Origin of the sequence: Rhodothalassium salexigens DSM 2132, from assembly GCF_004341375.1 — a bacterium.
GTDB classification, from domain to species: domain Bacteria; phylum Pseudomonadota; class Alphaproteobacteria; order Sphingomonadales; family Rhodothalassiaceae; genus Rhodothalassium; species Rhodothalassium salexigens.
Genome location: NZ_SLXO01000004.1, coordinates 1 through 19,401 on the forward strand (window position 1 = coordinate 1; position 19,401 = coordinate 19,401).

At 66.9% G+C, this 19,401-nt stretch carries 21 protein-coding genes and 1 pseudogene; 6 read left to right on the top strand and 16 right to left on the bottom strand.

Annotated elements, in window-relative coordinates; genetic code table 11:
• Nucleotides 1-117: 117 nt before the first annotated feature.
• Nucleotides 118-709, top strand: a pseudogene (locus tag EV659_RS15020) (IS5 family transposase); the annotation flags it as partial.
• Between the two features lie 61 nt (nt 710-770).
• Here the strand turns inward: EV659_RS15020 and EV659_RS06485 are convergent.
• Nucleotides 771-1,706, bottom strand: a complete 936-nt coding sequence (locus tag EV659_RS06485) for an IS110 family transposase (protein WP_132708064.1) — start codon at nt 1,704-1,706, stop codon at nt 771-773.
• A gap of 176 nt (nt 1,707-1,882) precedes the next feature.
• Between EV659_RS06485 and EV659_RS06490 the strand changes: the two genes are divergently transcribed.
• A complete protein-coding gene (locus EV659_RS06490) occupies nt 1,883-3,181 on the top strand; it encodes a glycosyltransferase (protein WP_132708065.1) in 1,299 nt (432 codons plus the stop codon).
• Between the two features lie 292 nt (nt 3,182-3,473).
• Here the strand turns inward: EV659_RS06490 and EV659_RS06495 are convergent, their stop codons facing one another.
• The 14 genes from EV659_RS06495 to EV659_RS06560 form a co-directional block, all read right to left on the bottom strand.
• Entirely contained in the window at nt 3,474-4,298 is an 825-nt protein-coding gene (locus tag EV659_RS06495) for an SAM-dependent methyltransferase (RefSeq protein ID WP_132708066.1), read from the bottom strand.
• Nucleotides 4,299-4,403: 105 nt separating this feature from the next.
• Nucleotides 4,404-6,131 (bottom strand): GGDEF domain-containing protein, encoded by a 1,728-nt coding sequence (locus tag EV659_RS06500; RefSeq protein ID WP_132708067.1) that lies wholly within the window; start codon nt 6,129-6,131, stop codon nt 4,404-4,406.
• A 5-nt stretch (nt 6,132-6,136) separates the two neighbouring features.
• Entirely contained in the window at nt 6,137-6,346 is a 210-nt protein-coding gene (locus EV659_RS06505) for a hypothetical protein (protein WP_132708068.1), read from the bottom strand.
• A 369-nt stretch (nt 6,347-6,715) separates the two neighbouring features.
• Nucleotides 6,716-8,254: a flavin monoamine oxidase family protein gene (locus EV659_RS06510; protein ID WP_165878765.1), complete on the bottom strand. Its 1,539-nt coding sequence runs from the start codon at nt 8,252-8,254 to the stop codon at nt 6,716-6,718.
• A 163-nt stretch (nt 8,255-8,417) separates the two neighbouring features.
• On the bottom strand, nt 8,418-8,762 hold the full coding sequence (locus EV659_RS06515; protein WP_132708070.1) for an Mpo1-like protein: 345 nt from the start codon (nt 8,760-8,762) through the stop codon (nt 8,418-8,420).
• A gap of 69 nt (nt 8,763-8,831) precedes the next feature.
• Entirely contained in the window at nt 8,832-9,056 is a 225-nt protein-coding gene (locus EV659_RS06520) for a DNA gyrase inhibitor YacG (protein WP_132708071.1), read from the bottom strand.
• Nucleotides 9,057-9,182: 126 nt separating this feature from the next.
• The gene (locus EV659_RS06525; protein ID WP_132708072.1) at nt 9,183-10,580 is read right to left on the bottom strand and encodes a ribonuclease E/G; all 1,398 of its coding nucleotides are present in this window, start codon (nt 10,578-10,580) and stop codon (nt 9,183-9,185) included.
• Nucleotides 10,577-11,293 carry a Maf family protein gene (locus EV659_RS06530; protein WP_132708073.1) on the bottom strand — a complete coding sequence of 239 codons (717 nt, stop codon included), beginning with the start codon at nt 11,291-11,293 and terminating at the stop codon, nt 10,577-10,579. The genes EV659_RS06525 and EV659_RS06530 overlap by 4 nt, the downstream gene beginning before the upstream one ends.
• Entirely contained in the window at nt 11,290-11,508 is a 219-nt protein-coding gene (infA, locus tag EV659_RS06535) for a translation initiation factor IF-1 (RefSeq protein ID WP_132708074.1), read from the bottom strand. Before infA ends, EV659_RS06530 begins: the two co-directional genes overlap by 4 nt.
• 136 nt (nt 11,509-11,644) lie before the next feature.
• Nucleotides 11,645-12,142 carry an arsenate-mycothiol transferase ArsC gene (locus EV659_RS06540; protein WP_132708075.1) on the bottom strand — a complete coding sequence of 166 codons (498 nt, stop codon included), beginning with the start codon at nt 12,140-12,142 and terminating at the stop codon, nt 11,645-11,647.
• Nucleotides 12,143-12,146: 4 nt separating this feature from the next.
• Complete coding sequence (locus tag EV659_RS06545; RefSeq protein ID WP_132708076.1) at nt 12,147-12,647, bottom strand: UPF0262 family protein; 501 nt, start codon at nt 12,645-12,647, stop codon at nt 12,147-12,149.
• Entirely contained in the window at nt 12,644-13,978 is a 1,335-nt protein-coding gene (hisD, locus tag EV659_RS06550; RefSeq protein WP_132708077.1) for a histidinol dehydrogenase, read from the bottom strand. Before hisD ends, EV659_RS06545 begins: the two co-directional genes overlap by 4 nt.
• Entirely contained in the window at nt 13,968-14,660 is a 693-nt protein-coding gene (gene hisG / locus EV659_RS06555; RefSeq protein ID WP_132708301.1) for an ATP phosphoribosyltransferase, read from the bottom strand. Before hisG ends, hisD begins: the two co-directional genes overlap by 11 nt.
• A 115-nt stretch (nt 14,661-14,775) precedes the next feature.
• A complete protein-coding gene (locus EV659_RS06560; protein WP_132708078.1) occupies nt 14,776-16,002 on the bottom strand; it encodes a pyridoxal phosphate-dependent aminotransferase in 1,227 nt (408 codons plus the stop codon).
• 166 nt (nt 16,003-16,168) lie between these two features.
• Between EV659_RS06560 and EV659_RS06565 the strand changes: the two genes are divergently transcribed.
• The 4 genes from EV659_RS06565 (at nt 16,169) to EV659_RS06580 (ending at nt 18,418) form a co-directional block, all read left to right on the top strand.
• Nucleotides 16,169-16,645, top strand: coding sequence for a PaaI family thioesterase (locus EV659_RS06565; protein WP_132708079.1), 477 nt, complete (start codon nt 16,169-16,171; stop codon nt 16,643-16,645).
• A gap of 119 nt (nt 16,646-16,764) precedes the next feature.
• Nucleotides 16,765-17,346 (top strand): sigma-70 family RNA polymerase sigma factor, encoded by a 582-nt coding sequence (locus tag EV659_RS06570; RefSeq protein ID WP_132708080.1) that lies wholly within the window; start codon nt 16,765-16,767, stop codon nt 17,344-17,346.
• Between the two features lie 62 nt (nt 17,347-17,408).
• On the top strand, nt 17,409-17,840 hold the full coding sequence (locus EV659_RS06575) for a hypothetical protein (protein WP_132708081.1): 432 nt from the start codon (nt 17,409-17,411) through the stop codon (nt 17,838-17,840).
• The gene (locus EV659_RS06580; RefSeq protein WP_132708082.1) at nt 17,837-18,418 is read left to right on the top strand and encodes a periplasmic heavy metal sensor; all 582 of its coding nucleotides are present in this window, start codon (nt 17,837-17,839) and stop codon (nt 18,416-18,418) included. Before EV659_RS06575 ends, EV659_RS06580 begins: the two co-directional genes overlap by 4 nt.
• Here the strand turns inward: EV659_RS06580 and EV659_RS06585 are convergent.
• On the bottom strand, nt 18,415-19,293 hold the full coding sequence (locus EV659_RS06585; protein WP_132708083.1) for a D-amino-acid transaminase: 879 nt from the start codon (nt 19,291-19,293) through the stop codon (nt 18,415-18,417). The genes EV659_RS06580 and EV659_RS06585 overlap by 4 nt on opposite strands.
• Nucleotides 19,294-19,401 lie beyond the last annotated feature (108 nt).

The window sequence follows — 19,401 nt, forward strand, 5'->3', positions numbered from 1 at the left end:
GGCGCCGGCTCATCGTTCCTCCTCTGCAATGAGGAAAAACGTGAATCACAAAACTGACGACAAAGGAATCCCGTTTATGAGTTTATGGCCTAGGAATTCACCGACCACGAGTGGTCAATTGTCCAGCCGTTGCTTCCCAACAAGCCGCGCGGCGTTCTCCGCGTCGATGATCGCCGGGTATTGGACGGCATCCTCTGGCGGTTTCGGAGGAGGTCCCCCTAGGCGGATATCCCGGAGCGCTATGGCCCGCCGACGACCTGCTACAACCACTTCCTCCGTTGGCGGAAAGCCGCCGCTTGGGGGCGGCTTCTCGAAGCGGTTTCCGAGGCTTACGAGAGCGACATCGTCATGATCGATGCCACATGTGTTCGCGTCCATCAGCACGCAGCCACGGAAAAAAGGGCATGGTTGGGATGGCGGCATGGACGTTCCCGCGGCGGGCGGGCTCACGAGCAAGACCCACGCGCTCGTCGATGCCGAAGGACGCCCCGTCGCCTTCCGCCGGACCGGCGGTTAGGTCGCCGGGTGTGGAGGCCGAGGCGCTGACCGATGATCTTGGCGAAGGCGACTCCTGCCGGCCGACAGAGGCCGCGACCGTAACGCCATCCGGGCCAAAGCTGGCGAGCGGAAGGCATGGGCCGACATGCCTCCGAAGGTCAATCGAAAGGACTTCTTCGCCTTCTGCCGCTGGGCCCGACGATGGTCGACAGGCCAACCTTGAATGACACCACCAACGAGGACATGGTCGACACTAAGAGTATCCGTGATGGTCAAGCCAGATGAGGTGCCCAAGGTCGGTGATCCCGCAGCAAGGCATTGGCGATGATCACCCGCTTGCGCATGACGGCGGTGATGGCGACCTTTGGCGGTTTACCGCGTGCGCGCAGCGCCTCGTACATGCGCTTCAAGTCCGGATTGAAGCGCATGGCGACGAGAGCGGGCATATAGAGGGCTTCGCGTGGACCACGTCGTCCGCCCCGAATGAAGGCTTTCCCCTGCCATTTGCCGGATTGGCGGGAGACGGGCGCCAGGCCGGCGAGGCTGGCGACCTGCTTTCCATCGAGGGTTCCGAGCTCAGGCATTTCGACCAACAGGACGGCGGCCGTGATCTCGGATATGCCGGGGATGGAAACCAGGATATCGAACCGCTCCGTGAGAGCGGCATCGGCCTTGATGCGTTCGCGGATGGCCGCATCGATGGCCGTGACCTGACGGTCGATGTGGCGGAGACGGGCGGCGAGCTGTCGCTTGATCAAGGGAAGGCGGGCGCCCTTTTCGCGATTCTTGGCGGCAGTCCTGTCCTTCAGCAGGGCCCGGCGCATGACGCATAATTCCTTGAGCGCGTCCATTTCGGCACTGGCCGATTGGTGGCAAGGCAGATCCAGCACCCTTCCCATTTGGGCAAGAACCCTGGCATCGACGCGGTCGCTCTTGGCGAGCACGCCGATGGCTTCCGTGAAACGCTTGGCTTGCCGCGGGTTTACCTTTGCCAGCGGAAGTCCCGCTTTGCTCAGGATGTCTTCCACGAGCCTGTGATAGCGTCCGGTCGGCTCATAAACGATGCGCTCTGCTTCGGCGCCGATCCAGGCCACCGGCCGCCGGCAACCGGAACGGTCATTGGTGAAGCGCTTTTCCGCACCATCGTGGCTGCGATAGGCATCCAGATGGTCTTTTGAGATGTCGATCCCGATGCTAATCTCGGTCATCTTTTCCAATCCTGTGCTTGCCATACGGGCCGTGCGGCCCAGGTATCCGTTCAGGTCTGTTGGAAAAGACGGGGCGACCCCACTCTAGCTCGGCCCTGTGCGGCCAGCATTTTCCCGGTCCGACCCTGCCGGTACGGGGGAGTGGCCACTCCCCCGTACCGGCTCATCATCGCTTGATGAGCCGGGAAAACCATAAGGCAAGTTTTTATGATGCTCATCGTTCTTTTCCCTTAAAACTCCCATCGGCACTTTTCCAAATTTTCGCCTATCGTAGACCGGCCCCGTACTTTACAGCAGGAAAAAATTTTGGCTGTAGGGCAGCGAAAGACCAATCTGGAATGGCAACTCGGTGTATTCTGATTATCGGCCCAGTCAACGACGCGCCGAACCAAATTCGCTTCCAGCGAGTTTTCGCGCTGGCTGGTGCCTACCGGCTTGATGTTGTGACCCCGAAACCACTCCCGCCATCTCTCGAAGCTCGGGCGCAGGCCGTCCATGTTGTCGGCAAGCATCTATCCCTGCTCCGGACCAGCCTACAACTGGCGCGGCGCCTGGGTCATGAAGACCGGGTGGTGGTTCATACCGTTTACGCGCCGCGCCTGTTGCTCGCAGGGTTCCTCTGTCGAGTGTTGGCGCAGTGTCGTTGGGTCTACGATCTTTATGATCATCCGTCGCTCACATGGAGCACGTCTCGGGGCGCAGGCCGGGTGGCAAAGGCCGGTCTCTGGCGTTTGCTACTTTCACCGATGTTGAAATTGGCAGATGTCTGGATCATCGGCATGCATCCGGGAATTCTGTCACACTTGCCCATGCCGAAGCGCGAGTGTCGGCTCGTTATGGCCGACGGACCGGGTGTAAGGGAGACATCAGGTCCGCCCCCTCAATGGACGAGCGATCGGGAAATATCCCTCTGTTATGCTGGACATATCAGCATGCGGCGGGGAGCAGGTCTGATCGCTGAGTGGGCACGATGCTACGAAGGACCGCCTGCGTGCCTTCATCTTATGGGCTGGGAAACCCCTGATGGCGTTGCTGCCCTGGAAGCCGTGCGCGATGAGGCGATGCAACACGGCTTGCGCCTTGTCCGTCATGGCCTCATCGACCATGACGCGGTCCTAAACATCATGCGGTCCTGCCATATCGGGCTTTGCCCCACTGACCCTGACGTCTTGAATTATCGTTATGCCTATCCCGTCAAGGTGGTGGAATACCTGAGCCAGGGGCTTGTTCCTGTCGCCACAGACGGACACGGCGTGCGGGCTTTGCTACGGCACGGCGAAAACGGTTTCATCGCACGATACGACGCTGCGAGCTTCAGCGAGGCAATTGCCGAGGCCATCCATGCCGTTGGCAATCCAGACCGACGGCAAGAGTTGCAGGTCAGCATGCGCGCGAGCATCAAGGGGCGTGACTGGGATACCCTCAATTGTCGTTTGCTGGCGGATATTGAAGCAGCCCTTTCCATTGCAAACTGACAATAGGCGCAGGCAGAGCATGATCCTGTCTTGATTAAAGCGGATTGGGTGGGGCATGGGAACCGACCTCTGATTCATGTGATTTACCGGCGCGGGGAGACCGGTAGAGATGTCCAGGGCCGGTCGTGGTTAGAGCATGTCGCCCGTGATCAGATTCTGGAAGGCAGAGAAGGTCGATGTTTCGCCGGTATCCCCCCCCTGTCTGTTGTCGGTGAGGTCGCATCGCAGGTGTGGAAGGGAGCCCGCTCCCCCGAGCGGTGCTGAACGGCGCCGAACCGTCTTGTCTGGCGGGTCAGGCTTGGGTGGCCTCGGGCCAGGCGGGTTCGGTGGCGATCAGCGCGGCCAGGGTCTCGGCCATGCCCGGGCGTTCGGTCTTGCCCGTGGCCGGCGGGATCACCAGGGTGGTGGTGGCGGTCAGCTGGGCCTTGGGCAGGTCGGCGAGTGGAAAGCGATCGATGCGCGCGGTCTCGAACGGGGTCAGCACCGGCGCTTCATAGGCGATCGCCTCGTGGCTCTGCGGATAGGCGCGCGACAGCAGGTCCACCAGCACGGCCAGGCGCTCGGGCGTGGCGAAGCGGGTGGTGCGGGTATGGTCGCCGGCGATGCCGATCTGCCACAGGATCAACAGCGCCGAGGCGTCCATGGGGCAGTCGTATAGCATGAAATGGGTCGCCTCGTAGCTCAGGCAGCCGCGCGCGCCGGGGTCCAGCCCCAAGTCGGCGACCAGGCAATCCTCGGCCGAGACGCCCGGTTCCATCCATGCCTCATAGCCTTCGCCGCGCAATTGTTCGATCGCCCAATGGCCGACGCAGGCGAACACGCCGGGGTGGCCGTAAAAGGCGGCGACCACATTGCGGCCGGCGCGCACGGCGGCCACCAAGTCGGCGACCATGCCGCGATAGCTGTCCAGCCGGTCCTTGCCATTGGCATAGTCATAGTGCGTGCGCAGGTCGCTGACCTTGGGGTTGAGCGTCGTCAGCCACTCGGCGATCACTGGGGTCGCCAGGGTGAACACATGGTCGGCGGTTTCGATGCGGCTCTTGGCCATCAGCGTGCACTGGCCGGCGATGTTGATGCCGGTGCCGACGACCACCAGGCGGCCGGGTTTGTCTGTCATGGGGTGGGGGTCCGTTTCTGGGTTGGGGGCGGAGAAAAGCGGCAGGCGCACGCCGGCGCCCGGCTGGAAGGGAGGGTGGCGGGGGGACCGCTCAGGGCGAGCGGCTCAGGCGGCCGCCGTGTCGTAGAGGTCGATGCGGTTACGGCCGGCGTTCTTGGCGGCGTAGAGCGCCTGGTCGGCGCGCGCGATCAACTCGCTGTGGCGCAGGCTGGGCTCCTCCTGGGCGGCCAGGCCGGCGATGCCGAAGCTGGCCGACAAGGCGTCGACCGGCAGGCCGGCGGCGACCGGGATTTCGGTGATCGCCTCGCGGCACCGCTCGGCGATGTCGGTGGCGTCCTCGGGCGTCGAGCCCGGCAGCAGGATGGCGAATTCCTCGCCGCCGAGCCGGCCTAGCAAGTCGTCGGTGCGCAAGACCGGTCGGCATGCCTCGGCCACGGCGCGCAGCACATCGTCGCCGACGCCGTGGCCATGGGCGTCGTTGATGCGTTTGAAATGGTCCAGGTCGAAGACGATGATGCTCAGCGGCTTGTCGACCTGACGACAATGGGCCAGGGCGCGTTCCGTGGCGGCCATGAAGTGTTGGTGATTGGCGGCGCCGGTCAGGCCGTCATGGCGCGCCCGATGCGCGAACGACGCCCGCTCCCGCCGCAGCCTCAGCACCAAAACGGCCAGGATGAGCAACAGGACCAGCGCCAACGCCGTGACCACCAGCGTCAGCCGGGTCTGTTGGCGATTGATCTGTTGTTCCAGCGCCAGGATGCGGTTTTCCCGGCTCAGATCGGCGATTTCGCGATCCTTTTCGGCCGACCGGTAACGCATTTGATAAAAGGCGATCTTGCCGGCCGTTTTGATATCGGTGACATGGTGGCGAGTGCGGAGGAGTTTTTCATGATACTCAAGCGCGGCCGCCATATCGCCTTGTTCTTTTTTTGATAAGTAAAGGGTCTCATATGCCCTAGAGGCATGAAGCATAATGCCGTTTTCTTCTGTATATCTCAGTGCATCATTGGCTAATCTAATAGCGTTATCCAATTCACCCAACCGCCTGTAGCTCTCGGCAAGTAGAGATTTTGTCAAAGGCGCGATAGGATATATTCGCTTTAATTTATCGGCTTCGGGAATATATTCAGCGTTCAGAGAATCAAGAATTTTATTTGCTTTCATAAGGTCTTTTTTTTCTTCTCTGAAAAGTAAAAACTTTCCCTGCAAAAATCTGAAGTCATACAAAGCTGCTGTAAGGATCTTTTTTTCATTATTTGTCTTTTGTTTTTTCTCTCTGGCAATTCTTTCGCATGTATTGCGGCCGGTCTGGACCGCATCAGAAAACTCTTGGGGAGCAGCGTCCAAATAATAGTAAGCCAGTTCGAGTTTTGCTAAGCATGCCCAAAGCGGCAGGTTTGCCGCTTCTGCTTGTTCCAGCAGATCATTCGCATGGTCTCGACGCTCATCGCTCAGGCCGATGAAACGATATGAGAGGGACACCTGATATTTAGCAGCTAATTGAAAAGACGGATTGTCGATTTTTTCAATAAGGGGCAATATCCTTTCAATGAGCGCAAAAGACCCCGAAAAGTCGTTTTGACTCAAGAGGGACACGTTCAAAGCAATAAAGGCAAATGCCTTATCGTATAGGTTTTCGGAATCACGCAGGAACTTTCTGGCTATTGGCTCCAAGTCTTTGAATTTACCGTCATCTAAAAGGCGTGAAATCTCACGCTTCACGCTGACATTGTCATTTGCAAATGCGAGTGTTTGAGCGCTAAAGAAAGCTGCCGCCAAGACCATGGTCTTAGCGGTAAGACGGATAAAAACTCTTATGCCGTTTTTCAGCATTTCTTCTAAGGTGTTTCGATCAACGCAATGACAAAATCACCAACCTTGTCGCCAATCGCCGAGCGAATCTTTTCTTCAGAACCCGATGCCAGAGCCGCCTTTTCTGGCTCTGAAAGATCATAGTCGTTTGCGAGTTGGTTGAGATCGGTTTGGTAACGCTTGCCGACGTCTTGCGAGCTATTCATGTCAGCGAGCAGTTTGGCGAGGTTCGACATGGGGGGCCTCTTTTTTTTACACCAAGCATGTGGTGCGGGATTGATTGGGGGCGGTTTCGTAGGCCAGCGGTGCTGGGGCGCCCGGGTGGTCGGTCGTCGGGTTACAGCTTGATTTTTGCTTCGTTCCAATAGTCCTTTCTGAATAATGAGGTGCCAGTCTACTGATTATCGAGAAATGTCGAAACGTTTTCTTGTCGCCTCTAAATGAAAACGCTATAGTCATGCTTTCAAGATAATTCAGTCTATTTCGTTTTTAAAATCAGTTTGTTTTCCGGTTTGAGCGGACGAGTATTTTGCATTTGGCGCCAAAAAACCATTGTTTTTGACATGTCCTTCTCTTGCAAAACACAGTCTGCATGGCGCTGTCCGTCAGGCGGCCGCGTCTTGCGACCCTTTCGGTTGTCCTGCGAATGCCGTGGCGAGAAGGGTTTCGGTATCCATGAGCGCGCCTTCCACCCAGCCCTGCAAATCCGCATAGGCTTCGCCGCACAGGTATAGTGGGCGGTCGGCGAGCGGCTGGCGCAAGGCGGCCGAGAGGTCCCAACTGCGCACGAAGGGCGTCCAGCTATGGTAGCCGCCGCCGAAAGGTGCGTTGGCCCAGTTCTGAAAGACGCCGTAGCGGGGGGCGGGAAGGTCGGCGGCGTGCATCTCGGACAGTTGCTCGTTCAGGCGCGCGGTCAAGGCGGCGGGTGCCTGGCGTGGCGCTTCGGCCGGATCCATGCCGGCGCATGGGGCGGCGTCGGGCGGCATCATCCCGGACCAGAAGTCCACACAGTCGCCGTCGGCATAGGCGCCGAGCAGCAGCGCGGGACCGCTGTCGCCATAGTCGGCCGCTCCCCAATAATAGCAGGCGCAGAGCGGCAGGTTGGTGTTCGAGATTGTCATGGCCGAGCGGGTGATCTGGCCCGGACCGCCCGGCAGGTCCTGCCACCAGGGCTCGGGATAGACGAGGAACGTCTTGGCAGCCGGCAAGCCGACCACCTTGTCGAGGTCGACGGGCCAAGTTCGGGGTGTCGCGTCGGCGTCGGTCAACCGAATGCCGGACAAGGCCGCCGGCGGCAGGGCGCAAATCACCTGTGCCGCCTCGATCGTTTCGGGCCCGTGCGCCGTGGCGAAGGTGAGCGCGACGCCGTCGTCGGCCCCGGCGAAGCGCAGGCTGGTGAGCCGGTGGCCCTTCCGGACCGTACAGCCGGCGTCGTGCGCGCGTGCCGCGAGGGCCTCGACCAGCGACTGGAAGCCCGCATCCAGGACATAGAAGGGGCCCGCCGAACTGACCAGCAGATGCAGGGTCATGTTATAGGCGTTGCCATTGGCAACCGCGGTCGGGTGGCCGGTATTGTCGCGCACCAGCGCGAATGCTTCGGGCGACAGGCGTGCACTGAGCATGTTGGCGAACCCGAGGCTGTGGAGCGGGCGCCCGTCCACCGTCGCCGTGCGCAGATAGGCGATCAACGCGTCCAGTGTCTCGGCGGTCACGGGCAGATGGTCTTGCAGGCCCGGCAGGGCGTCGAACAGCGCCGCCATCAGCAGGGCATAGGGATTCTGTCCCGCTTCTTCGGGCGTCACGAAGTAAGGCACTTTGTCAGCGTCGGCGAAATCGGCCTCCACCAAGCGGTGGTCACGCAGATAGGACAACCAAACGCCAGCATCGACCTCGGTCTTGGCCAGGCCCAGTGCGTCGACCAAGCCGGTGACCAGAGGTTGTTGAGCCGAGAAATTGGTGCCGCCCAGTTCGGCGATCACGCCGGGAACCTCGGGCAGTTCCACCGACCACAGGCGACCGCCAAGTCGCTCCGATGCCTCGAACAGGGCGATGCGGGCGCCCGGGCGCTCCCGGCTCAGCCGATCGGCGGCATAGGCGCCCGAGACGCCACCGCCGACGATCGCAATGTCATACGCTGCACCCATCTTCCCCCCGCCCATCGCACCCGACGCCGTCGGTGCGTGGCGGCGCCGTTTCCGTCGGTTTCAAGTGCGGGCAGGAGTATTCCTGAAATGCGCGGAGGTGTCCATTCTCAAAAAATTTTATACCCGTGTCGCGGGGAAAACTTTTCCGGGCCTGTGGCCACGGTCAGGCGGGCCGCGCGACGCCGGCTTCGGCAAGCTTCGGGCCAAGCCCGCCGGTGATCCACAGCCAGGTCATGTAATAGTCCGAGACCAGCGACCACAGCGGATAGCGGAAGGTGGCGGGGCGGTTGCGCTCGATCAGCGCGTGGGAGAGCCAGGCCGGGCCATAGCCCGCCACCGGCATGGCCAAGAGCAGCCAGAGCGGCCCGGCGAGGAGCGCCCACAGCGCCACCCCGAGCGAGCCGGCCGCCGCCAGATAGTGCCAGGCGCGGGTCGCCGGCGCGCTATGCTCGCGCAGGTAAAACAGAAAGAACGCGCCATAGGTGGCGATTCGGTTGCTTTGGGTCACGCGCAGCCTCCCCTTCGGGCGATTAGTATACGCCTAAAGCGGGGCGGGGCAAAGGGCCGGCGGGGGCGTTCAGCCGTCGTCGGTGGGCCAGTGGTCGGGGTCGGCGGGCGTGGTGCCGGGCAGCACATAGCCCTCGCCGAGCCAGCGGTGCAGGTCCACGTCGGCGCAGCGCTTGGAACAGAACGGCCGGTAGCCGGCGTCGGTGGGCTTGTCGCACAGCGGACAGCGCCCGGCGGCCGAGGCCGTGTCGGTCGATGGCTGGCTGGGCGGTGCGGGCGTCGGGGGCGGGGCCATGGGCGACCTGCTGGCTTGAGGGGCTGAGCGGGGTCCGGCACGGGCCAGCCGGTGTTCGCGGTCGCGGGCCCGTGGCGGCGGTGTCCGGCGGTCGGTGTCGGGCGGGCGGGTGGTGTTGGTCGGGGCTCAGCCGCCGGTGGACACATGGGCGCCGGCGGGGCTGCCGGTCTCGACCCGCACCGATCGCCCGGTCTGCTCGCTTAGCCTCTGGCATACGGGCTCGGTCTTGTCGAGCCAGCCGGCGACCGCCTCGGGGGCGCGTAACACCAGCGTGCCCGGGCGGCGCTCGGTCTCGGCGGTGCGCAGGCCCTGGCGCACCAGGGCGAGCGCCCGGGTCTCCACCGACAGTTGCGGGCGCGCCGGGGTCAACAGCCGGTCGCGCAGGCTGAGGCCGCGGCGCTGGCGGTTGACCACCACGAGCCCGGCCGCCTTGACCTGGTGGCGCCGGGTCGGGCGCGGGTCGCGGGCGAGGCCGGCGTCGAGCGCGGCGAGCACCCGGTCCCAATCGTCGGCGCGCTTGAGGCCGACGAAATCGATGAAGATCTGTCCGGCCAGGTCTTGCAGGCGGATCTGGCGCGCGGCGTGCTCGGCGGCGGCCAGGTTGAGGCTCAGCCGGTTGGTCTCCAGGCTGGCGCCGTCGCGGCCGCGCTGGTTGACGTCGATCACCGCGCCGCCGCGGGTCTGGTCGATGCCCAGCGAACCGCCGCCGGGCAGGTCGACCTCGGCGGCCAGGGCGTCGTCGATGGCGTCGTCGACGCCGCGCTCGGCGAACAGGTCGGCGCGCTCGGTCCAGGCGTTGAGGGCGAGCCCGGTGTCGGGGCTTTGCGCCAGATGGTGGCGCACCCGGCGGGCGAGGTCGCGGCCCTCGACGGTCACGGTTGCCGGTCCGGCGGGGGCCAGCCGGGTCAGCGCGTCGACCACCGGGTCGGGGGCGGCGAGCAGCAGGCACGGCGCGCTGTCGTCTTCGGTCACGGTCAGCAGGATGCCGCCCAAGGCTTGGGCCTCGGCGCGCACCGCCTCGGGGGTGGCATGGGCGGCGGCGGCCTCGACGGTGACGCGCACGCGCGCGCCCACTGGGTCGAGCGCCGAGACCAGGGCGGCTTCGTGGCCGTCGTCGCCGTCGAAGCGCGGCGACACGGTGACCCGGCGACCGGTCTCCACGGTCACGGTGCGGCCTTCGAGCACCAGGCGTCGGCGCGCCACCGGTTTCTTGTCGGGGTCGTGGGCGCTGGGCAGGGCGGCGATCTGCACGGTCACCAGCGCGCCCTCGGTGAAGCCGCGGCGGTCCTGGCGGTCGGGCATGATCGCGTCGAGCCCGTCGCCGAGGTCGAGCCGGCAGATGCCCTTGCCGCCGTCGATCGCGGTCACCCGGGCGCCGAAGATGGCGCCGGGGCGCACCGGGTCGTCGCTGCCGCCGGGGCCGGCGGTGCGCCAGTGGCCCAGTTCGACCAACCGGTCGTCTTCGAGCAGCGCCGCGCGCATCTCGCCCGGGCTTTCGGTCAACAGCAACTCAGATCGGGTCATGACGGAGTCTCGGGGCTGGGGGGCAGGTCACGGGCCAGCGGGAAGCCGGCACCGGCAAGCATCTGCGCGGTCTCGAACAGGGGCAGGCCGACCACGTTGGAATAGGAGCCCTGGACGAAGCGGATGAACGCCGCGGCCAGGCCCTGGATGGCGTAGCCGCCGGCCTTGCCGTGCCAGTCGCCCTGGTCGAGGTAGAGCGTCGTCTCGGCGTGCGACAGGCGCTTGAAGGCGACCGTGGATTGGACCACGCGGACGGTCTGACGGCCGTCGGGGGCGATCAGCGAGACGCCTGAATAGACCCGGTGCCGGCGCCCCGACAACAGCGCCAGACAGCGCCCGGCGGTGGCGCGGTCGAGCGCCTTGGGCAGCGCCCGGGTGCCCACCGCCACCACCGTGTCGGCGGCCAGCAGATAGGCGGGCGCCTGGGCGGTCGGGCCAACCCCGGCGGTCTCGGCGGCGAGGGCTGTGTGGGCGGCGGCGGCCTTCTCGCGCGCCAGGCGTTCGGCGAGCGCACGCGGGGGTTCGTCGCGGCGCGGCGTTTCGTCGATATGGGCGGGGGCCACGGCGTCCGGCACGATGCCGATCTGGCCCAGCAGGTCGCGCCGGCGCGGGCTCGCCGACGCCAGGGTGAGCGTCGGTCTCGGACCGGTCGGGCTGGCGGTCGGCCCGGCGGTCGGCCCGGATGGTGGGGCGGGCTGTGCGGGTGGCGTCACTTGAAGCGGTAGGTGATGCGGCCCTTGGTGAGGTCGTAGGGCGTCAGTTCGACCAGCACCTCGTCGCCGGTCAGCACGCGGATGCGGTTCTTGCGCATCTTGCCCGCCGTGTGGCCGAGGACTTCATGGCCGTTTTCCAGTTTGACCCGAAACATCGCGTTCGGCAGCAGTTCGGTGACCGTGCCGCGCATTTCCAAGACTTCTTCCTTGCTCATTCGCGCTCCAGATATGGGTAAGCCCCCGGGCACGGGCGCCGGCTGCATGGTCGGTCGGACGATCCGGTGGGGGACGCTGCGTTTGGCTCTCTTCTGGGGGTTCGTCGCGCCAATTGCAAGGGCCGCGGCGTGGCTGTCAAGCCCGGCCCGGCGGCGTGAAGTCGAACCGCTCGGCGATCTTGTGGGCCAACTGGTCGCGCAGCAGCCGATAGCCGGCCAGTTGCTGCTCGCGGCTGCCGCCGATGTCGCCGGGGTCCTGGACCGGCCAGTATTCCACCGGCTGGTCGGGGTCGGCGCGATCGCGGCACAGGCGGTGGTGCGCTTCGGGGCTGAGCGAGACGACGAGCGCGAACCGGTCGACCGCCACCTGGTCCAAGCCCTTGGGCGTCAGCCCCTCGGCCGACAATCCCACCTCTTGCAGCACCGCTTCGACGAACGGGTCGGGGGTGGCTTGGTCGGAGTCGTGGGTATCTGGGGCATCGGGGCCGGCGGGGTCGGTTGGGGCGATCCCGGCCGACTCGACGAACACCCGGCGCCGGCAATGCCGGTCGCACAGGCGGTGTGCCAGGATCGACCGGATGGTGTTGCGCCCGCACACGAACAAGACGCTGCGCGGCGGCGGCGCGGGGGTCATCCGCTCAGCCCTTCAGGTGCAGCACGCAGACCAGGGTGAACAACCGCCGGCCGGTGTCGAAGTCCATTTCCACCTTGTCGGCGAGCTTCTCCACCAACAATTCGGCACCCTCGTTGTGGACGCCGCGCCGGCCCATGTCGATCGCCTCGATCTTCGACGGTGCGGCGGTCTTGATGGCCTCGAAATAGCTTTCGCAGATCTTGAAATAGTCGCGGATGATGCGCCGGAACGGCGTCACCGACAGGCGGAACTGTTCGAGCGGATTGTCGTCGGTGTCGGCGAGTGCGAACACCAGGCGCGATTCGCGCGCGCCGAGCGTCAGCTTGAACGGCCCGGCATAGCCACCGGGCAGCGGCATGCGCGGCGCGAAATGGTTGGTCTCCAGCAGGTCGAAGATGGCCACCCGCCGCTCGTGCTCGATATCCGCGTTCCACGACACGACGCCCGGCTGGTCCACCGTGACGTCGATCAGACGCGGGTCGGGCGCGGTGGCGGCTGCGGTCATCGCGCCGCCGGGTCCGATGACCGGTCCGACGCCGGCGCCTGTCCCAGCCGCAGCGCCACCGAGCGCGCGTGGGCGTCGAGTCCCTCGGCATCGGCCAGCGTCACCGCCGCCGGGCCGATCAGGTCGAGCCCGTCGCGCGAACAGTGCAGCATGGTCGACCGCTTCATGAAGTCGGTGACCCCAAGGCCCGAGGCGAAGCGCGCCTGACGCCCGGTGGGCAGCACATGGTTGGGGCCGCCCACATAGTCGCCGACCGCCTCGGGCGTGTGGCGGCCGAGGAAGATGGCGCCGGCATGGGCGATGGTGTCGGCCAGCGCCTCGGCGTCGTCGACCGCCAGCGCCAGATGCTCGGGTGCCAACCGGTCGACCAGGGTGCCGGTCTCGGCGATCAGGTCTTCGACCAGGATGATCGCCCCCCATTGCGCCCAACTGGCCGCGGCGATGTCGCGCCGGGGCAGGGTTTCCAGATGCTCGGCCACCGCCGCTTCGACCCGGGCGGCGAAGTCGGCATCGTCGGTGATCAGCACCGCTTGCGCCACCGGGTCGTGTTCGGCCTGGCTCAACAGGTCGGCGGCGATCACCGCGGGGTCGTTGGCCTTGTCCGAGACCACCAGGATCTCGCTCGGCCCGGCGATGCTGTCGATGCCCACCTGGCCGAAGACCTGGCGCTTGGCCTCGGCCACATAGGCGTTGCCGGGGCCGGTGATCACGTCCACCGGGGCCACGGTTTCGGTGCCGAAGGCGAGCGCGGCGATCGCCTGCGCGCCGCCCACGCGGTAGATCTCGTCGACGCCGGCGATGTCGGCGGCGGTCAGGATCAGCGGGTCGATGTGGCCGTCGGGGGTCGGCACGGTCATCGCCAGGCGCTTGACCCCGGCGACCTTGGCCGGCAGCGCGTTCATCAATACCGACGAGGGATAGACCGCCGTGCCGCCGGGGACATACAGGCCGGCGGCGTCCACCGGCAGCCAGCGAAAGCCCATCGACACGCCGGCGGCGTCGGTGAAGCGGCGGCTTTTCGGCACCTCCGACTCGTGGAAGGCGCTGATCCGGTCGGCGGCCAGTTCCAGCGCTTCGAGGGTCTTGCGGTTGAGCGACTTGCGCGCGGCGCGGATGTCGCCCTGGGGCACCCGCAGCGTCTCGGCGGTCAACTCGGTGCGGTCGAACTGGCGGGTCAGGTCGATCAGGGCCGCGTCGCCCTCGGCGCGGACGCGCGCGATGATCCGGCGCACGGTGTCGGCCACGTCGGCGGCGGGGGCGCGCTCGGCGGTCGCGAAGGCGCGGAAGCGTTCGGTGAAATTGGCGTCCCGGCTGTTGAGCTTAAGCGGCATGAGCGGCGACCTCCCGAAACCGATTGACCCAGGCCCCGACCGTGTTGGGTCGGGTCTTGAACGCGGCGCGGTTGACGATCAGCCGCGACGTTACATGGGCGATCACCGCCACTTCGCGCAGATGATTGGCCTTCAGCGTCGAGCCCGAGCTGACCAGGTCGACGATCCGCCGCGACAGCCCCAGCGCCGGCGCCAGTTCCATGGCGCCGCTGAGCTTGACGCATTCGGCCTGAATGCCGTGACGCGCGAAGTGCGCCCGGGTGATGTTGGGATATTTGGTCGCCACACGGATGTGGCCCACATTGTGCGGCGTGTCGCCGGCGGCGTCGGTGACCATGTGGCCCAAGGGGCCCGCCGGGTCGGGTTCGGCCAGCGACAGCCGGCAATGGCCGATATCCAGGTCGAGCGGTGCATAGAGATCGTCATACGCGAACTCCATCAGCACATCGTTGCCGGCGACGCCCAGGTGCGCGCCGCCGAACGCCACGAAGGTGGCCACGTCGAAGGCGCGGACCCGGATGATATGCAGCCCCGGCACGTTGGTGGCGAAGCGCAGCCGGCGTTCGTCGTCGTCGTCGAACGCCGGTTCGGGGTCGATGCCGGCGGCACGGATCAGCGGCATCACTTCCTTGAGGATGCGGCCCTTGGGCAGGGCCAGGACCAACGGCTCGTCTGGTTGCATTTGGCTCATGGCCTCGCTTTGCCAGGACTGCCGGCGGTTTGCAAGCCGGCCGGGTGGGACGGGAACGCACATCCCGCCTGGCGCGTGGGCGGCGGCGCGCCAGGCGGAACGTGACTTAGCTGAGCGCGCCGCAGGCTTCCTGGATGCGGCGGCAGGCTTCGCGCAGGCTGTCGGTGTCGGTGGCGTAGGACACGCGGAAGAACGGCGACAGCCCGAAGGCGCTGCCATGGACCGCGGCGACGCCCTGGGACTCGAGGAAATAGGTCACCACGTCCAGGTCGCTGTCGAGCCGCTTGCCCTCGGGCGTGGTGCGGCCGATCAGGCCGGCGCAACTGGGGAACACATAGAAGGCGCCCTCGGGCGTGCGACAATCGAGCCCCTCGGCGGCATTCAGTTCGCGCACCACCATGTCGCGCCGGTCGCGGAACGCGGCGTTGCGCTGGGCCAGGAAATCCATCGGCCCGTTGAGCGCCGCTTCGGCCGCAGCCTGCGAGATCGAACACGGGTTCGACGTGGATTGCGACTGCACCTTGGTCATCGCCTTGATCAGCGCTTCGGGCCCGCCGGCATAGCCGATCCGCCAGCCGGTCATGGCGAACGCCTTGGACACGCCGTTGCAGGTCAGGGTGCGGTCGTAGAGATTGGGGTTGACCTGCGCGGGCGTGGTGAAGGTGAAGCCGTCATAGACGATGTGCTCGTACATGTCGTCGCTCATCACCCACACATGGGGGTGGCGCTCCAGCACCGCGCACAGCGCCGCCACCTCGTCGCGGGTATAGGCCGCGCCGGTCGGGTTCGACGGTGAATTGAACACCACCCACTTGGTCTTCGGGCCGATGGCGGCGTCGAGCGCGCCGGGCGTCAGCTTGAAGCCGTCTTCGGCACGGGTCTCGACGATCCGCGGCGTGCCGCCGGCCAGCAGCGTCATATCGGGGTAGCTCACCCAATAGGGCGCCGGGATCACCACCTCGTCGCCGGGATCGAGGGTGGCGATGAGCGCGTTGAACAGCGTGTGCTTGCCGCCGGCGTTCACGATCACCTGCTCGGGTGCGTAGGTCAGGTCGTTGTCGCGCTTGAACTTGTCGGCGATCGCCTGGCGCAGGCTCGGCGTGCCGGCGGCCGGGGTGTATTTGGTCCGCCCCGCCCAGATGGCGTCGACGGCGGCTTGTTTCACATGGTCGGGGGTGTCGAAGTCGGGTTCGCCGGCGCCGAGCCCGATCACGTCCTGCCCCGCCGCCTTCATCGCCGCGGCCTTGGCGGTGACGGCCATGGTCGGCGACGGCTTGATGGCGTCCAGGCGCTGGGCCAGGCGCAGGTCGGGCAGGCGGGCGGTATCGGGCATGGAACTCTCCCTGTTCAGATAATCGGACCGGCGGGTAAGCGCCTACTCTAGCGCGCGCCGACGCCCTTGCCTATGAGGAACCCCCACCCTTGAACCCGGCACCCCGGCGGCGGCCGCCGCGCCCGGTTTCGCCCCCCACCCGTTTCGTTCGCAAGGAGTTGCCCCCATGGAGCGCCATTACACCTGGCAAGACCCCGCGCCATTGGCCGACCGGGTCAAGGACAGCGACGGCTTGACCTATCTGCAACGCATGCTCGACAATGGCGACCGACCGCCGATGGCGTCGACGCTCGACTTCTGGCTCGATGCGGTGGGCGAGGGCTGGACCCGCTGGCGCGGCCGGCCGGGGCAATGGGCCATGAACCCGATCGGCAGCATCCATGGCGGCTATGCGGCGAGCCTGCTCGACACCGCGCTGGCGTGCGCGGTGCACAGCACGCTCGACCGGGGCGAGGCTTACACGACGCTGGAATTCAAGGTGAATCTGGTGCGCGGCCTGCGCCCGGACGCCGGCGAGGTGGTGTGCGAAAGCCGCATCGTCCACCGCGGCCGGCGCACCGGCACCGCCGAGGCGCAGTTGTTCGACGCGCGCGGCAAGCTCGCCGCCCACGGTACCACCACCTGTCTGATCGTGCCGCTCTAACGCCCCAGCCGCCGGCCGCCGCCGCCCCCCGGGGCGCGCAATCGCTGCGAAGGGTGGCCCGGCCCCGGGACGTAGCAAGGCCACCAGGGCCCGGTGGGCCCGTGTGTCGGGCGGTGTGGATGACGGTTGGACCGGGCGATAGCGACGAGGCGTTGATGCAGCGCGTGGCAGAGGGCTCGGCCGCCGCCTATGGCGTGCTGGTGCGGCGCCACGCAGAGCGCTATCTGGCGCTCGCCAGCCGCCTGTCGGTGGACCACGGCATGGCCGAAGAGGCGGTGCAGGACGCGTTCGCCAAGCTGTGGCAACAGCCGCACCGGTTCGACGCCCGCAAGGCGCGCTTTACCACCTGGTTCTACCGGGTGGTCGCCAACCGCTGTTTCGACCTGCGCCGCAAGCGCCGGCCCGAGCCGCTGCCCGAGGGCTTCGACCAGGCCGATGACGGCCCGACCGCCGAAGACCGCCTGGTCGAACGCGACCGGGCGCGGCTGCTGGGCGCGGCGCTCGATGCGCTGCCCGAGCGCCAGCGCTTGGCGGTGACCCTGTGCTATCTGGAAGGCTTGTCCAACGCCGAGGCGGCGGCGGTGCTGGACGTGCACGTCAAGGCGCTGGAATCGCTGCTGACCCGGGCGCGCGGCGGCTTGCGCAAGCGGCTCGGCGCCGACCGGGCGGTGCTGTTGGCGCCGCTGGCGAAGGACGCGTGAGCCCTTGGACGTACCAAATCTACCCGTCCGGCGACCGGCCGGCGGGGTGAAGGAGACCGGCGATGACCCGCAGCCCAGACCACCGCGACCCGGCCGACCGCCGGACCAAGCCCCGCTCGGACGCCGTGGCGCAATCCCCGTTGGACGCCGAGGCGGCCTCGCTGGCGGGCGACCCCTTGGCCGCGCTGGCCCGGTCCGCGCCGCCGCCCCCGGCGGTGTCGCCGGCGCTCATGGCGCGGTTGCTGGCGGTGCCCCACCAGGTCGTCCAGCGGCTGCCCTTGCTGGCCCGGTGGCGCGCGGCGGCGCCCGATCTGGCGCCGCTGCTGCGCCCGCAGCCATTGGCCGCGCAAGGCGGGGCGCTTGGGCTGGCGCTGGTCTTGGGCGTCGTGTTCGGCCTGCTTCAGGCGCCCGGCGGCGGGGCTGACCTGGTCGACATGTCGGGCTATGTGCTGGGCCCGGCCGACACGCTCGACGCCGCGGACGTGGCGCCATGAGCCGGCCGGTGCAGATCCTCGCCGGCGTGGCGGTGCTGTCGCTGGCGCTCAACCTGTTCGGCGCGGGCTATCTGTTGGCCCGGGTCAGCGCGCCGCCGCGTCCGGCGCCGGTCGACCGCTGGGCCGGCCGGACCCCCGGGCCCGATTTCGCGCTCCACGCCCTGGCGCGCGACCTGCCGCGCGAGGCGCGCGCCGAGCTGCGCACCGGCCTGCGCGACCAGCGCGACGCCCTGCGGCCGATCTTTCATGCCCTGCACGAGACCCGCGAGCGGATCGCCGACGAACTGACCGCCGCGCGGGTGGATACCGAGGCGCTGCGGGCGCAATTCGCCGAATTGCGGCGGCTGACCGGGGCGGTGCAGGAGCCGGCGCAGGATGCCCTGGTGGCGGTCGCGGCGGATCTGCCGCTGGAGGTCCGCCGCCAGTTGGCCGAGCGCATCTTGCGCCACGGCCGCCACGACCGCGACCGGCGCTCGGACGGCGACGATCATGACGACCACGATCATGATGACGACCATGACGACGATCGCGCCCGGGACGATGATCGCGACCGGGGCGACGAGCGCCGCTGGCGTTAGCGGGGCGACTGCGGCCGGCCGGTCGCAGCCCTCACATGCGCCCAGTGCGCCGCCTGGATCGCCCGGGTCACCGGGCCGGGCCGGCCGTCGGCGACGGTCTGGCCGTCGATCGATGTCACCGGCATGACGAAGCTGGTGGTCGAGGTGAAGAACGCCTCGGCCGCCGCTTGTGCTTCGGCGACCGTGAACGGCCGCTCGACGAAGCGCACCCCCAGGGGCGCCAGCGCGTCGGCGATCACCGCCCGGGTCACGCCGGGCAACAGGCTTTGCGACAATTGCCGCGACACCACCTCGCCGCCCTGGGTGACGATCCAGGCGGTGGTCGACGCGCCCTCGGTGACGCCCACCGTGTCGACCATCCACGCCTCTTGCGCGCCGGCCGCGCTCGCCGCCTGCTTGGCCAGCACATTGCCCAACAATGATACCGACTTGATGTCGCAGCGCCGCCACCGCAGGTCGGGCACGGTGACCACCGCGGCGCCCTGGGTCTGGCGCGCCGCCACCGCCGCCGGGTCGAAACGTCGCACCGTCATCACCAGCGCCGGCCGCACCGGGCGCTTGGGGAAGGCATGGCCGCGCGGCGCGACGCCCCGGGTGACCTGTTGATAGAGCAGGGCGTCGGGCAGGCGGTTGAGCGCCACCAGCTTGCGCATCGCCACCTTAAGCGCCGGCTCTCCCAGCGGCGGGGCGATGTCGAGGGCGGCCAGCGAGCGGCCGAGCCGGGCCAGGTGGCGGTCCTCGTCCAGAAGCCGGCCGCCGAGCGCCAGCGTGACTTCATACACGCCATCCGAGAATTGATAGCCCCGATCCTCGATGTGGACCATCGCGTCGCCATGGGGTACGTACTGACCGTTCAGGTAAGCGATTCGGGGCATTGGGGGGTTCCTTGGAGCGATGACAAACACCAAGGCGGCCGGTCGGCGGCGTGCGCCGTGTGATCCCGCCGCCATTCCATTTCGTAATTCAGCGCAGTATCGCGGGCG

What these genes read in the sequence shown, in the direction of transcription:
- EV659_RS06485 (WP_132708064.1), bottom strand. Translation starts at nt 1,706, where the DNA reads ATGACCGAGATTAGCATCGGGATCGACATCTCAAAAGACCATCTGGAT.
- EV659_RS06490 (WP_132708065.1), top strand. Translation starts at nt 1,883, where the DNA reads ATGAGCCGGGAAAACCATAAGGCAAGTTTTTATGATGCTCATCGTTCT.
- EV659_RS06495 (WP_132708066.1), bottom strand. Translation starts at nt 4,298, where the DNA reads ATGACAGACAAACCCGGCCGCCTGGTGGTCGTCGGCACCGGCATCAAC.
- EV659_RS06500 (WP_132708067.1), bottom strand. Translation starts at nt 6,131, where the DNA reads ATGCTGAAAAACGGCATAAGAGTTTTTATCCGTCTTACCGCTAAGACC.
- EV659_RS06505 (WP_132708068.1), bottom strand. Translation starts at nt 6,346, where the DNA reads ATGTCGAACCTCGCCAAACTGCTCGCTGACATGAATAGCTCGCAAGAC.
- EV659_RS06510 (WP_165878765.1), bottom strand. Translation starts at nt 8,254, where the DNA reads ATGGGTGCAGCGTATGACATTGCGATCGTCGGCGGTGGCGTCTCGGGC.
- EV659_RS06520 (WP_132708071.1), bottom strand. Translation starts at nt 9,056, where the DNA reads ATGGCCCCGCCCCCGACGCCCGCACCGCCCAGCCAGCCATCGACCGAC.
- EV659_RS06525 (WP_132708072.1), bottom strand. Translation starts at nt 10,580, where the DNA reads ATGACCCGATCTGAGTTGCTGTTGACCGAAAGCCCGGGCGAGATGCGC.
- infA (WP_132708074.1), bottom strand. Translation starts at nt 11,508, where the DNA reads ATGAGCAAGGAAGAAGTCTTGGAAATGCGCGGCACGGTCACCGAACTG.
- EV659_RS06540 (WP_132708075.1), bottom strand. Translation starts at nt 12,142, where the DNA reads ATGACCCCCGCGCCGCCGCCGCGCAGCGTCTTGTTCGTGTGCGGGCGC.
- EV659_RS06545 (WP_132708076.1), bottom strand. Translation starts at nt 12,647, where the DNA reads ATGACCGCAGCCGCCACCGCGCCCGACCCGCGTCTGATCGACGTCACG.
- hisD (WP_132708077.1), bottom strand. Translation starts at nt 13,978, where the DNA reads ATGCCGCTTAAGCTCAACAGCCGGGACGCCAATTTCACCGAACGCTTC.
- hisG (WP_132708301.1), bottom strand. Translation starts at nt 14,660, where the DNA reads ATGCAACCAGACGAGCCGTTGGTCCTGGCCCTGCCCAAGGGCCGCATC.
- EV659_RS06560 (WP_132708078.1), bottom strand. Translation starts at nt 16,002, where the DNA reads ATGCCCGATACCGCCCGCCTGCCCGACCTGCGCCTGGCCCAGCGCCTG.
- EV659_RS06565 (WP_132708079.1), top strand. Translation starts at nt 16,169, where the DNA reads ATGGAGCGCCATTACACCTGGCAAGACCCCGCGCCATTGGCCGACCGG.
- EV659_RS06570 (WP_132708080.1), top strand. Translation starts at nt 16,765, where the DNA reads ATGACGGTTGGACCGGGCGATAGCGACGAGGCGTTGATGCAGCGCGTG.
- EV659_RS06575 (WP_132708081.1), top strand. Translation starts at nt 17,409, where the DNA reads ATGACCCGCAGCCCAGACCACCGCGACCCGGCCGACCGCCGGACCAAG.
- EV659_RS06580 (WP_132708082.1), top strand. Translation starts at nt 17,837, where the DNA reads ATGAGCCGGCCGGTGCAGATCCTCGCCGGCGTGGCGGTGCTGTCGCTG.
- EV659_RS06585 (WP_132708083.1), bottom strand. Translation starts at nt 19,293, where the DNA reads ATGCCCCGAATCGCTTACCTGAACGGTCAGTACGTACCCCATGGCGAC.